This is a genomic window from Mycobacterium sp. E740 (genome assembly GCF_001672895.1).
Classification (GTDB): Bacteria; Actinomycetota; Actinomycetes; order Mycobacteriales; family Mycobacteriaceae; genus Mycobacterium.
Map to the genome: position 1 here is coordinate 28613 of NZ_LZKP01000191.1, position 12668 is coordinate 41280.

Below are 12668 nucleotides of genomic sequence, written 5' to 3' on the forward strand. Positions count from 1 at the left end.
ATGGCGGAGAACACGATTCAGTGGGACAAGGACGACGACGGCATCGTCACGCTGACGCTGGACGACCCGACGGGCTCGGCCAACGTGATGAACGAGCACTACAAGGAGTCCATGCACAAGGCCGTCGATCGTCTTGTCTCCGAGAAGGATTCGATCACCGGCGTCGTCATCACCAGCGCGAAGAAGACCTTCTTCGCCGGCGGTGACCTCAAGGGCATGATGAACGTCGGGCCCGACAACGCCGCGGAGGCCTTCGAAGAGGTCGAGACGATCAAGGCCGACCTGCGCAAGCTCGAGACGCTGGGCAAGCCGGTCGTCGCCGCGATCAACGGCGCCGCGCTGGGCGGCGGTCTGGAGATCGCGCTGGCGTGTCATCACCGCATTGCCGCAGACGTCAAGGGTTCGGTCATCGGCCTGCCCGAGGTCACGCTGGGCCTGCTGCCGGGTGGCGGCGGCGTGACCCGCACCGTGCGGATGTTCGGCATCCAGAAGGCGTTCATGGAGGTGCTCTCGCAGGGCACGCGGTTCAAGCCCGCGAAGGCCAAGGACACCGGTCTGGTCGACGAATTGGTCGGCAGCGTCGAGGAATTGGTGCCCGCCGCCAAGGCGTGGATCAAGGCCAACCCCGACAGCCACACGCAGCCGTGGGATGCCAAGGGCTACAAGATGCCTGGCGGCACCCCCGCCTCGCCGGGCCTGGCGAGCATCCTGCCGTCGTTCCCGGCACTTCTGAAGAAGCAACTCAAGGGCGCGCCGATGCCGGCGCCGCGCGCGATCCTCGACGCGGCCGTGGAGGGCGCGCAGGTCGACTTCGACACCGCGTCGCGCATCGAGAGCCGCTACTTCACCCAGTTGGTCACTGGGCAGACCGCCAAGAACATGATCCAGGCGTTCTTCCTCGACCTGCAGTACATCAACGGTGGCGGCAGCCGCCCCGACGGCATCGAGCCCGTCAAGATCAACAAGATCGGTGTGCTCGGCGCGGGCATGATGGGCGCGGGCATCGCGTACGTGTCGGCCAAGGCCGGCTACGACGTCGTGCTCAAGGACGTCAGCCTGGAGGCGGCGCAGAAGGGCAAGGGCTACTCCGAGAAGCTGGAGGCCAAGGCGCTGGAGCGGGGCCGCACCACGCAGGAGAAGAGCGACGCGCTGCTGGCGCGCATCACGCCGACGGGCGACCCGGCCGACCTCAAGGGTGTCGACTTCGTCATCGAGGCGGTGTTCGAGGACCAGGACCTCAAGCACAAGGTGTTCCAGGAGATCGAGGACGTCGTCGAGCCCAACGCACTGCTCGGGTCGAACACCTCCACGCTGCCGATCACCGGTCTGGCGACCGGTGTGAAGCGCCAGGAGGACTTCATCGGCATCCACTTCTTCTCACCTGTCGACAAGATGCCGCTGGTGGAGATCATCAAGGGCGAGAAGACCTCTGACGAAGCGCTGGCCAGGGTGTTCGACTACACGCTGGCCATCGGCAAGACCCCGATCGTCGTCAACGACAGCCGCGGCTTCTTCACCAGCCGCGTGATCGGCACGTTCGTCAACGAGGCGCTGGCCATGCTCGGCGAGGGTGTCGAGCCCGCGTCGATCGAGGCGGCCGGCGCGCAGGCCGGTTACCCGGCGGCGCCGCTGCAGCTGTCCGACGAGCTCAACCTCGAGCTGATGCACAAGATCGCCCTCGCCACCCGCAAGGGAGTCGAGTCCGCGGGCGGTACCTACGAGCCGCATCCGGCCGAGGTGGTCGTCGAGAAGATGATCGAGATCGGGCGGCCGTCGCGGTTGAAGGGCGCCGGCTTCTACGAGTACGTCGACGGTAAGCGCACCGGGTTGTGGCCGGGGCTGCGGGAGACGTTCAACTCGGGCAGCGCTGACATCCCGTTGCAGGACATGATCGATCGGATGCTGTTCGCCGAGGCGCTGGAGACCCAGAAGTGCCTGGACGAAGGTGTGCTCACGTCGACCGCCGATGCGAACATCGGCTCGATCATGGGTATCGGCTTCCCGCCGTACACCGGTGGCAGCGCGCAGTTCATCGTCGGCTACCAGGGTGCCGGCGGCGTCGGTAAAGAGGCCTTCGTGGCGCGGGCCAAGGAACTGGCCGCCAAGTACGGCGAGCGGTTCAACCCGCCGGCGTCGCTGACGTAGCTTCTTCGCCGAGCCGGGCCCGGCTCACGATAAGTTGTGGCCGTGCCCGAGACGTTCACCGAACGGTTCGCGTCGGGGTTGGCGAGCTACGGCGGCAAACCCTGCATCGAGTTCGACGGGCGGTGGTACACCGGCGACGAGGTGGCGGCGTACGGCAGCGCGATCGCTAGGGTGCTTCGTGAGGCGGGTGTCGACGACGACGCCCCTGTCGGTCTCGTGGTGCGCAACCGGCTGCCGCATGCGGCGGCGATCATCGGCTTCCTGGCCGCCGGGCGCACGGTCTCGATGATCTACTCGTTCCAATCGCCGGAGTCGATCGGCCGCGACATCGAAACGCTGCGGCTGCCGGCCGTCGTCGCCGACGTCGAGGACTGGACCGCGCCCGTCATCGACGCGGCTACGCGAACCGGCTGCGCGGGGGTGGCGATCTCGACGCGGTCGCCGGCTGTGGCGGCGGTGCCCGGGCTGCAACGTCGTGACCCGAACCGTGCACACGCGCACGCGGAACCCGAAGTGGCGCTTCAGATTCTGACCAGTGGGACGACCGGACCGCCGAAACGCCAATCGATCAAGACGCCGGTGCTCGAGCGCACGGTCTTCAGCGTCACCAGCGGAGAGGCCGCAACCGCCGACGCGCCGCCCGAGCTGGCGTACTGGCAGTTCGGCGGCATCGGCGTCTGCCAACTGGTCGCCGGCGTCTACAACGGCAGGCGCATCGCGATGCTCGAGCGTTTCAGCGTCGAGGATTTCGTGAGCGCGGTGAAGCGCCACCGCATCACGCGCTCGGGCGTCCAGCCCGCCGTCATCCGGATGCTGCTCGACGCCGACGTCGCCAAGGAGGACCTCGCGTCGCTGGATTTTCTCATCAGCGCGTCGGGTCCGCTGGACCCCGAAACGCGCGACGAGTTCGAGGCCAGGTACGGCATCCCGATCGTCCTGGCTTACGGCGCAACGGAATTCGCCGGATCGCTGTGCGCGTGGACTCCGGACCTGCAACGCGAGTTCGGCTCGACCAAACGCAACAGTGTCGGCAGAGCACTGCCTGACGTCTCGTTGCGGGTCGTCGACCCCGACACCGGAGCCGAGTTGGCTATCGGGGAGCAGGGCTTGCTGGAGGCCAAGGTGGGGCCGATCGGTCCGGAGTGGATCCGGACCACCGATATCGCCTCGATCGACGCCGACGGGTTCGTCACGCTGCACGGCAGGGCCGACGGCGCCATCAACCGCGGCGGGTTCAAGATCCTGCCGGAAACCGTTCGGCGCGTTCTGATTTCGCACCCCGCGGTGCGCGACGCCTGCGTCGTCGGAGTGCCTGACGCCCGCTTGGGCGAGGTGCCGTTCGCCGCCGTCGAACTGCTGCCGGGCCTATCGGTGCCCACTGAGGCTGAGCTCGCCGACCTGGTTCGGCGGTCACTGCCGGTGTACAACGTGCCGGTGGCGTTCGCCGTCGTCGACCAGCTTCCGCGCAACCCCGCGCTCAAGGTGAGCCTGCCCGCCGTCGCCGCGCTCTACGAACCGCGCTGAAGTCAGAGGGAACCGAGGTCGGCCGACAGCCAGTGCTGCGGCCTCATGAAGATCACCACGCTGTCGCCGTGCTCGCGGCGCGCGTACTCGAGATAGTCGTCGACCTTGTCGGGCGGCAGATAGCGTTTGGTGACCTCCACGAGGTATTTGTCGGTGCCGGGTTCGATCCGGCTGACGGGGCCGTCGACCGCCACATAGCGCACCGTCGGTTCGGCGCGCTCCACCATGAGCGTGAATTCGCCTTGTGCCTCGATGAGCCGGTGCTTGCGTGACCCGTCACCGGTGAGCACCCACGGCTCACCGCCAGGACTGTACTGGTACCAGACCGGGACCGTCAGGGGACCGCGTTTGTCACCTGCGCTCACCGACAGCGCCGCGATGTGTGGTTCAGCGAGGAATTGTTCGCGTTCGTCTTTGGACAGTGCCATGGCGCCAGGCTAACCCCGGCGGCCGACAGTGCCCGACGGTCAGCAGCCGACCCGGGAGAAGAACGCGAGTGAGACGATTCCGATCGCGATCGCGATCGGGGTCTGGCCGGCCGCCGCGGTGCTGACGATGCCCGCCACGGCGGCGATCGCGATGAGCGCCAGCAAAAGGGCGTGGAACCAGCGAACGCCGATCGCACCCCCGGGACGCACCGGATGGTGTTCCATCCTGATGATCGGATCTCGGGCCACGGCCGCCTCCTTTGTGTGGCTCAGCTCACATCCAGATTGACGTGTGAGCCACACCATACAACAGAAAGTGCCGGTCAGCGAACCGCTTGGCACCTGTTTCGCCTGCTCGGCTCCGGTTCAGGCCGCTGCTGCGCCGCTCGACCGGCGCTGGAGGCGGAGGTCTCGACGGCTCCGTGCTGCTTGGTGATCATGATGAGCGCAGCTAAGTGATTTGCGCGTCCGGTGGGGCGCAGATGTGGCGAATCGACGGCGCCGGGCCTGTGGTGACCTAAAGTCGGGAGCCATGCGCTTCGGATTGTTCATCCCGCAGGGTTGGCGACTCGATCTGGTGGACATCTCCTCCGAAGACCAGTGGGACGTGATGCGCGGCCTGGCCGCCTACGCCGACGGCAGCGAAGGCTGGGACTCGCTGTGGGTGTACGACCACTTCCACACGGTCCCCGTGCCCACGGCCGAGGCCACGCACGAGGCGTGGACATTGATGGCCGCGTACGCGGCGACGACGTCCCGGATCAAGCTCGGGCAGATGTGCACCGCGATGAGCTACCGCAACCCGGTCTATCTGGCGAAGGTCGCCGCCACCACCGACATCATCTCCGGCGGCCGGGTCCAGATGGGCATCGGTGGCGGTTGGTACGAGCACGAATGGCGCGCCTACGGATACGGATTCCCGTCCGCCGGGGTACGGCTGGGCCGCCTCGACGAGGGCGTGCAGATCATGCGCGACGCCTGGCGCGACGGCAAGGTCACGTTCGACGGCAGGCACTACCAGGTCGCCGGTGCGATAGTCGAGCCGAAACCGTTGCAGGAGGGCGGGATTCCGCTGTGGATCGCGGGCGGTGGAGAGAAGGTGACACTGCGTATCGCGGCGACGTATGCGCAGTACACCAACTTCACCTCGGAGCCGGGAGGCTTCGCGCACAAGTCGCAGGTGCTGGCCGAACATTGCCGCGACGTCGGCTCGGACTACTCCGCGATCGTGCGCTCGGCCAACTTCAACGCGGTGATCGGCGAGTCGGAGCGCGAGGTCTCCGACCGGGTGGCGAGGCTGCGCGCCCGGCAGGTGGCCAAGGCCGACGAAAGAGCGGTCGACGCAATGCTGAGCACAGTATCGGCCCCCGAATCGGCAAGCGGCACACCGGAACAGGTCGTCGAGAAGCTGCAGCGCATGCGAGACCTCGGCTGCGAGTACGCGATCCTCTATTTCCCCGAGGCCGCGTATGACCGGTCCGGTATCGAACTCTTCGAACGGCAGGTGATTCCCGCGTTGAGTTAAGGCGTCGGGGGAGTCGGGCCGGGCGCCGGGGCGTCGTAATAACCGGGCGGCGGCGGGCCGTTCAGGGAGTGATACCCCGGTGGCAGCGGCGGACCGCCCGCTGCGGGTGCGGCCACCGGCGGTCCGTTGGACTCGGGCGCGGTCAACGAGACGTACCCAGGCGGCAGCTGCGGAGCCGGCCCGGCCCCGGGCGGCGGGGGAGCCCCGACCGGCATCTGACCGGGTGGCATTCCGGTGAACCCGAATGGGTCCTGGGCCTGATGCCAGGCGTCCCGCAGGAAGCCGAGCGGCCCTGGGCGCGAACCCTGCCCGTACTGGGCGTTCGGGATCTCCGGCACAGGCGGAGCTCCGGTGGGCGGTGGGGCGGGCGGGGGTGCGGCCGAATCCACCGGCGCCGCGTAGGGCTGCCCCGGCGCAGGCGGCGTGCCAGGGACCGGGGGCACCGGCGGCGGTGGGGCGTCGGGTTGCGCGCCGGCGAACCCGGCACCTGTGAGCGCGCCCAGCCCGAGCGTGACGCAAGCCAGCACGACCTTGGCCGATGTGGTGGCGCGTGGGCGTCGGCGTCCGGTCATGGGTATTGAGGCTAGCGCCTGTCGACGGTGTGCGCCCGGGGACGGTGCGAGCGTCCGGGGGTGGACCCGCGGCACTAGGATCGAGGTTTCCGGCGTACCGCGATCGACCAGCCCTCGATTGAGACGAGCTCGCGCCGTCTCGGAAGGAAGCCTGATGAACAAGACGTCACTAACCGCGCTCGCGCGCGAGCAGCTCGAAACCGCCCGCGCCGCACGCAGCGGTCGCAGCGCGCACACCGTCTACGGCGGCCATGAGCATTCGCTGCGTCAGACGCTGATCGCCCTGACGGCCGGCTCGCAGCTCGACGACCACGAGACGAACGGCGAGGCTACGCTGCAGGTGCTGCACGGCCGGGTGCGGCTGACCCAGCAGACGGCCAACTGGGAGGGCTCCGCGGGTGACCACATCGTGGTGCCGAAGTCGCGGCATGGACTGCAGGCGATCGAGGATTCCGCGGTACTACTGACCGTGTCGAATCCCGTTGGCCCGCACGTCTGAACGCCCTACACGGTCGGGCCGAGCAGGTCGTCGGCGTCCTTGATGACGTAGCCGTAGCCCTGCTCGGCCAGGAAGCGCTGCCGGTGCGCGGCGTACTCGGCGTCGAGACTGTCGCGGGAGACCACCGAGTAGAAGATCGCACCGCCGCCGTCGGCCTTGGGGCGCAGCAGGCGGCCCAACCGTTGAGCCTCCTCTTGGCGCGATCCGAAGGTGCCCGAAACCTGAACTGCCACAATTGCTTCCGGTAGGTCGATGGAGAAGTTCGCGACCTTCGAGACGACCAGCGTCGAGATCTCCCCACGACGGAACTGGTCGAACAGCGCCTCGCGCTCAGCCGTCTTCGTCGAGCCCTGGATCACCGGCGCGTCGAGTTCGTGGCCCAGCTCCTCCAACTGGTCGAGGTAGGCGCCGATCACCAGCGTCTGCTCGCCCCGGTGCTTGTCCAGGATCGCCTTCACCACAGCGATCTTGGTGTGCACCGTCGAGCACAGCTTGTAGCGCTCGTCGGGCTCGGCAGTGGCATACAGCATCCGCTCGTTGTCCGTCATCGTGACCCGGACCTCGACGCACTCGGCGGGCGCTATCCAGCCTTGCGCCTCGATGTCCTTCCAGGGCGCGTCATAGCGCTTGGGCCCGATCAGGCTGAACACGTCGCCCTCACGGCCGTCCTCACGAATCAGCGTGGCGGTCAAGCCAAGTCGGCGGCGCGATTGCAGGTCGGCGGTCATCCGGAACACCGGCGCCGGCAGGAGGTGCACCTCGTCGTAGATGATGAGGCCCCAGTCGCGGCTGTCGAACAACTCCAGGTGCCGGTACTCGCCCTTGGTGCGGCGGGTGATCACCTGATAGGTGGCGATGGTGACCGGGCGGATCTCCTTCCGTTCGCCGGAGTACTCACCGATCTCGTTCTCCGTCAACGAGGTTCGGTTCATCAGCTCGCGCTTCCACTGCCTGCCCGCGACGGTGTTGGTCACCAGGATCAGCGTGGTGGCCGACGCCTTGGCCATCGCGGCCGCGCCGACGAGCGTCTTGCCGGCACCGCACGGCAACACCACGACACCAGAGCCGCCCTCCCAGAACGACTCGGTGGCCATCTCCTGGTAGTCGCGCAGGTGCCAGCCGTTCTGCGCGAGGCTGATCGGGTGCTTCTCGCCGTCGACGTAGCCCGCCAGATCCTCTGCGGGCCAACCGATCTTGAGCAGCATCTGCTTGACGCGGCCGCGCTCGCTGTTGTGCACGATCACCGTGTCGTCGTCGATGCGCGCGCCCAGCATCGGTGCGATCTTCTTGTTGCGCAGCACCTCTTCGAGCACCGCGCGGTCCAAGCTCACCAGCGTCAGGCCGTGCACCGGACTCTTGACCAACTGCAGGCGTCCGTAGCGGGCCATCGTGTCGACGATGTCGACCAGCAACGGCTGGGGCACCGCGTAGCGGGAGAACGACACGAGCGCGTCGACGACCTGTTCCGCGTCGTGGCCGGCGGCGCGGGCGTTCCACAGCGCAAGGGGCGTGATGCGGTAGGTGTGCACGTGCTCGGGGGCACGCTCGAGTTCGGCGAACGGGGCGATCGCGGCGCGCGCGGCGCCCGCCTGCTCATGGTCGACCTCGAGCAGCACCGTCTTGTCGGACTGCACGATGAGGGGGCCGTCGGTCATTTTGTCCATTATCCAGCACCGCCGGACGGCCACCGCTGCGCGAGCGTGCGCACAGTGCTGTTTTTCCGCGGCGTGTCGTGTGCCGACACACACGCTCGGCCGAAAAGGGGGAGGTCAGGTAGGCGCAGGGTTACTGTTCGTCGGCGGCGACGACCGACGTGATCCTGTGTACCGCGAAGTCGCGGACCCGGCCCGATGCGGGGTCGTACGCGGTCAACTGCCCGCCGCGCACGTTGATCGGCGCGACGACCCGTTGCGTCGCCACCCCCGCGGGATCGACGTAGCCGATCAGCACCGAGTCCTGCATGTGCGCGGCCTCCTGCAGCTGGGTGATCGCCACCGTCGGGTCCAACCGCACACCGCCGCCAGGAGCGGCCGAAGCCCTGCGCAGCACCGCGACGATCGCGGCCAGCGTCTGGCTGCTGGGCGTGGGAGCGTAGCGGTAGACGCGCCGGCGGCCGGGCGGCGCCGACACGCGCGCCCCGCGTGCGCGGATGTCGACGATGGTGCCCGTCGAGTCCTCGGCCGCGGGGGCGAAGCCGGCCTGGCGCAGCGCGGCGAGCACCTCCGATATCGGCGCTTGGGACACCGCGACCGTCGGCGCGAGCAGCCGCATCTCGAGTGCCTCGGCCGCCGGCGCGGTCACCGCCTGCGCGAGCAACGCCGCGTCCTCGCACCGCACGAAGGACGCGGCCATCCCCACGCGAAGCTGCCCGTGGCGACGGGCCACGTCGTCGATGAGATACGTCAACCCTTGCGGGACAGGGGTTTTGGAATGACGATCGAACAGCGCGTGCAACTCGCCCGCGGTACGGCCCGTGTCGAGCGCCCGCCGGATCGACGCCTCGCTGATGCGGTACACCATCGCCGCGCCCGCGGACTCCACGGCAGCCACCGCGGCCAGCTGTTCGGCGAGGTCGCGCTGCAGCGGGCCCGGCACGATCACGGTCAGGTCGGCCTGCAGCAGGAAATGGTCGATCGGCGTGGGCAGCACCTTCTCCATCGCCTTGACGACATCGTCGGTGCTGTCACCGGCCAGCAGCGCTCGCGCGGGCGTGGCCAGCGCGCCGCGGCCCACCAGTCCCAGCGCGTGCGCCTCGGTCAACAGGTCGCCGACCGGTCCGGGTTGCAGGCGGACTGCCCACCGCGGCCTGCGCCAGATCAGCGCGCGCGACGCCTCGGTCGGATCCACCCCCGCCCCTGCAGGCAGGCTCGCCAGCACGGCGAGGAGCAGTCTGCGGTCCAGCGGTGCTGCGGTGGAGAACAACGAATCCGACAGCGCCGCATAGGGTTTGTTGTCGGAGCTGCGGCTGCCGATGAGGCTCGGCCGACCGTGCAGGTCGAGCCATGCGACGGCGAGCAGGTGCCATTTGGCCGCAGTCGGCGATTCGACGAACCGGTCCGCCGCCACCGTCGGCGCCCAGAAGGGGCCGTCGCCGGCTTCTGGTTCCGGGTCCGGCATGCCCACCGAGATCAGCCCCGCCGCCGCAGTGATCTCGAGAATCAGCCCCAGCCTGCGTTCGTCGATGCCGGTGACTTTCGCCAGCCGCTTGAGGTCGCGCACCCCGAGCCCACCACTGCGAAGGTCGGGAACCGGTGTGGCGCCCAGTGTTTCGAGCACCATCTCGACTTCCCGCAGCAGGTCGAGCGCAGCACCCGCGGCCACCGCGTCGGCGTCGGCCGCCGTGGTGGTCGACACGACGGGATCAGGTTCGGTCAGCTGCACCGGACCGGGCAGTTCGCCTCGAAGCACCTGACCGACCAGTCGCGGCATGATCACGGTCTCGGCATCCAGTTGTCGCAGCAGACCGGCCGCCAACAGGCGCTGCACCGGACGGTCCGGCGGGGTACCGGGCGCGGCGTCGCGGGTGCGGCCGACCGGTGAGCCGTCCAGCAGTTTGTGCAGGAGATCGGACTGCGCCTCGTCGAGCGCCTCGAGCCGCGCCGCGATCTCGTGCGGCGCTTGCGTCACATCCTCGACCGTCACCTGTCCGGGCTGCCACGGCAGCCCGCCGGCGACTTCGGTTGCCGCCCGCACCGCCGCGTCGCCCCACACCAGCGCCCGCTCACGCAGATCGTCGACGGCGGCGGCGACTGCCGCCTCGGGCGCCCGCTCGCCGATCAGCTCCACGAGTTTGGTCAGCGGTACGGCGCTGGTATCGGCGCGCAGCACGAGCAGCGCGTCGAGCACCGCCAGGTGCAGGAAGTCGAGGTCATCGGTGGCGGCCTTGACCGACTGACGGCTCTGTGCGCGCGCCGCCAGCGCCGCGATCGAACCGGGCGGCGGGTTGGTCAGGTCGGGCCGCAACTCGAGCAGGCGGATGAGCCGCTCGTCGGGGAGATCGGCCAACCAGGCGCCCAGAGGCAGGCCCCCAGCGTTCTCGGTCATTGCTGACCAGCGTAAAGCAGCCCGGCAGTTCGCCACCGGCCGACGCATTTGCCACAATGTGGGCGTGGCAGACAACAAAGGGAAGAAGCGTTACGTCGATCCGGGCTGGCCGGCGGTCGACGGTGAGGACGATCATGCCGTCAGCGAGCTGGCTGCCGACCGTACCGGCGCGCTGTCGCCCTTCGGTGAGCTGACCTTCCCGCTGCCCGCCGACGACCTCCCGTACGTGCACCCGGTGACGGTCGTCAACAAGTAGGTGTCCGAGCGGCCCCGCCTCTCGCACGTCGACGAGTCCGGCGCGGCGCACATGGTCGACGTCAGCGCCAAGGACGCCACCAAGCGCACCGCCGTGGCGGCGGGCACCCTGCACACCACCCCCGACGTCGTCGCGATGATCGCCTCGGGCGGGCTGCCCAAGGGTGACGCGCTGGCCACCGCCCGCGTCGCGGGCATCCTCGCCGCCAAGCGCACCAGTGACCTGATCCCGCTGTGCCATCAGCTCGCGCTGACCGGTGTCGATGTGGACTTCGAGATCGGCGACGCCGCCGTGGACGTGACCGCGACCGTGCGCACCACCGACCGCACCGGTGTCGAGATGGAGGCACTGACCGCGGTCAGCGTGGCTGCGTTGACCGTCTACGACATGATCAAGGCCGTCGACCCTGCCGCCCGCATCGACGACATCCGGGTGCTGCGCAAAGAAGGCGGCAAGACCGGAACCTGGACCAGATGAGGTCGGGTCGCGTCGTGATCGCCTCCACCCGCGCCGCTGCCGGGGTTTACGAGGACCGCTGTGGACCCATCGTCGTCGACTGGCTCAGTGCCCGCGGCATCGCCACTGGAGCGCCCGTCGTCGTACCGGACGGCGGCGCGGTCGTCGACGCGATCTCGGCTGCGGTCGCTGAGCGCGTCGACGTGGTGATCACCTCGGGCGGCACGGGGATCTCGCCGACCGACCGCACCGCCGAGGCCACCGCGGAGATCGTGGACTACCAGATTCCCGGGCTGGCCGACGCGATCCGCCGCGCCGGCGAGGACAAGGTGCCGACGTCGGTGCTGTCGCGGGGGGTGTGCGGCGTCAAGGGCAACACGCTGATCGTGAACCTGCCCGGCTCGCCCGGCGGGGTCAAGGACGGCTTGGCCGTGCTGGACGCCGTTCTCGAGCATGCGCTGGATCAGCTTGGCGGAAAGGACCATTCGCGATGACGGCCGTCGTGCTGCGCGCTGAGCTGACCGGGCAACGGATCGAGGTGGCCGCGCACGAGGCGTTGGTCGCCGATGCGTCCGCGGGCGCAGTGGTCAGCTTCGCCGGGGTGGTGCGCGACCACGACGGCGGCCGCTCAGTGGTCCGGCTGGAGTATTCGGCGCATCCCTCGGCCGAGCAGACGCTGGCCGACGTGGCCGCCGAAGTCGCCGCCGATGCGACGGGCGTGCGTGCCATCGCCGTCAGTCACCGGATCGGGACGCTCGAGATCGGCGACGCCGCGCTGGTGGCCGCGGTGGCGGCCGACCACCGGGCGGCGGCCTTCCAGACGTGCGCCCGGCTGGTCGACGTCGTCAAGGAGCGTCTTCCCGTGTGGAAACACCAGTTCTTCGCCGACGGCTCCGACGAGTGGGTGAACTCCGCCTGAGCGCTCGAGATCAGGCAGCCGGGGTGGGTGGCGGCGGCGGCTGGGTCAGCGCCCGCAGCGCATCCATGCCGGTGATCTCGTGGTTCTGCAGCGCCTGCCAAACCTCCTGCAGGTAGTCGCCGCCGGGGCGGTGCTGCGGGACGTGCCCGTTCTCGACGGGCGCGGCCCAGTTCTGCGGCTGATCTGCCGGAGCCGGCGCGTTCGAAGCGGCATCCCAGTTGGCGGCGGGCTGCAGTTCTCGCCGAGCACCTGGAGCGGCCACGGCGGCGGCGAGTACGCCCCTGCCGCGAACCTGGCACG

At 69.1% G+C, this 12668-nt stretch carries 13 protein-coding genes and 1 pseudogene; 9 read left to right on the forward strand and 5 right to left on the reverse strand.

Going from position 1 to position 12668, the window contains the following annotated elements; all coding sequences use genetic code 11:
* Both A5663_RS18810 and A5663_RS18815 read left to right on the forward strand, forming a co-directional pair.
* Positions 1–2145 carry a 3-hydroxyacyl-CoA dehydrogenase NAD-binding domain-containing protein gene (locus tag A5663_RS18810; protein ID WP_068152545.1) on the forward strand — a complete coding sequence of 715 codons (2145 nt, stop codon included), beginning with the start codon at positions 1–3 and terminating at the stop codon, positions 2143–2145.
* 42 nt (positions 2146–2187) lie between these two features.
* Positions 2188–3669 (forward strand): class I adenylate-forming enzyme family protein, encoded by a 1482-nt coding sequence (locus tag A5663_RS18815; protein WP_068152590.1) that lies wholly within the window; start codon positions 2188–2190, stop codon positions 3667–3669.
* A gap of 2 nt (positions 3670–3671) precedes the next feature.
* Here A5663_RS18815 and A5663_RS18820 read toward each other — a convergent pair whose 3' ends face one another.
* Positions 3672–4097: a pyridoxamine 5'-phosphate oxidase family protein gene (locus A5663_RS18820; RefSeq protein WP_068152547.1), complete on the reverse strand. Its 426-nt coding sequence runs from the start codon at positions 4095–4097 to the stop codon at positions 3672–3674.
* 39 nt (positions 4098–4136) lie between these two features.
* The gene (locus A5663_RS18825) at positions 4137–4346 is read right to left on the reverse strand and encodes a hypothetical protein (protein WP_156744553.1); all 210 of its coding nucleotides are present in this window, start codon (positions 4344–4346) and stop codon (positions 4137–4139) included.
* A gap of 283 nt (positions 4347–4629) precedes the next feature.
* On the opposite strand from A5663_RS18825, the gene A5663_RS18830 reads away from it, so the two are divergent.
* A complete protein-coding gene (locus A5663_RS18830; RefSeq protein ID WP_068152551.1) occupies positions 4630–5622 on the forward strand; it encodes an LLM class F420-dependent oxidoreductase in 993 nt (330 codons plus the stop codon).
* On the opposite strand, the gene A5663_RS22775 is transcribed toward A5663_RS18830, so the two are convergent.
* The gene (locus tag A5663_RS22775) at positions 5619–6194 is read right to left on the reverse strand and encodes a hypothetical protein (RefSeq protein ID WP_082974237.1); all 576 of its coding nucleotides are present in this window, start codon (positions 6192–6194) and stop codon (positions 5619–5621) included. The two genes, A5663_RS18830 and A5663_RS22775, sit on opposite strands and share 4 nt — an antisense overlap.
* 154 nt (positions 6195–6348) lie before the next feature.
* Here A5663_RS22775 and A5663_RS18835 point away from each other — a divergent pair, with 154 nt between their 5' ends.
* The gene (locus A5663_RS18835; RefSeq protein ID WP_068152554.1) at positions 6349–6693 is read left to right on the forward strand and encodes a LuxR family transcriptional regulator; all 345 of its coding nucleotides are present in this window, start codon (positions 6349–6351) and stop codon (positions 6691–6693) included.
* Positions 6694–6698: 5 nt separating this feature from the next.
* Here A5663_RS18835 and A5663_RS18840 read toward each other — a convergent pair whose 3' ends face one another.
* Complete coding sequence (locus A5663_RS18840) at positions 6699–8348, reverse strand: DNA repair helicase XPB (protein WP_068152593.1); 1650 nt, start codon at positions 8346–8348, stop codon at positions 6699–6701.
* A 130-nt stretch (positions 8349–8478) separates the two neighbouring features.
* Positions 8479–10737, reverse strand: coding sequence for a helicase-associated domain-containing protein (locus A5663_RS18845; protein WP_068152557.1), 2259 nt, complete (start codon positions 10735–10737; stop codon positions 8479–8481).
* A gap of 58 nt (positions 10738–10795) precedes the next feature.
* On the opposite strand from A5663_RS18845, the gene A5663_RS18850 reads away from it, so the two are divergent.
* The 5 genes and pseudogenes from A5663_RS18850 to A5663_RS22780 all read left to right on the forward strand — a co-directional run.
* The gene (locus A5663_RS18850; RefSeq protein ID WP_068152560.1) at positions 10796–10993 is read left to right on the forward strand and encodes a hypothetical protein; all 198 of its coding nucleotides are present in this window, start codon (positions 10796–10798) and stop codon (positions 10991–10993) included.
* Positions 10994–11470, forward strand: a complete 477-nt coding sequence (gene moaC, locus A5663_RS18855) for a cyclic pyranopterin monophosphate synthase MoaC (protein WP_082974238.1) — start codon at positions 10994–10996, stop codon at positions 11468–11470.
* The gene (locus A5663_RS18860; RefSeq protein ID WP_068152563.1) at positions 11467–11943 is read left to right on the forward strand and encodes a molybdenum cofactor biosynthesis protein B; all 477 of its coding nucleotides are present in this window, start codon (positions 11467–11469) and stop codon (positions 11941–11943) included. Before moaC ends, A5663_RS18860 begins: the two co-directional genes overlap by 4 nt.
* On the forward strand, positions 11940–12368 hold the full coding sequence (locus tag A5663_RS18865) for a molybdenum cofactor biosynthesis protein MoaE (protein WP_068152568.1): 429 nt from the start codon (positions 11940–11942) through the stop codon (positions 12366–12368). The genes A5663_RS18860 and A5663_RS18865 overlap by 4 nt, the downstream gene beginning before the upstream one ends.
* A 217-nt stretch (positions 12369–12585) precedes the next feature.
* Positions 12586–12668: pseudogene (locus A5663_RS22780) on the forward strand (transglycosylase family protein); the annotation flags it as partial.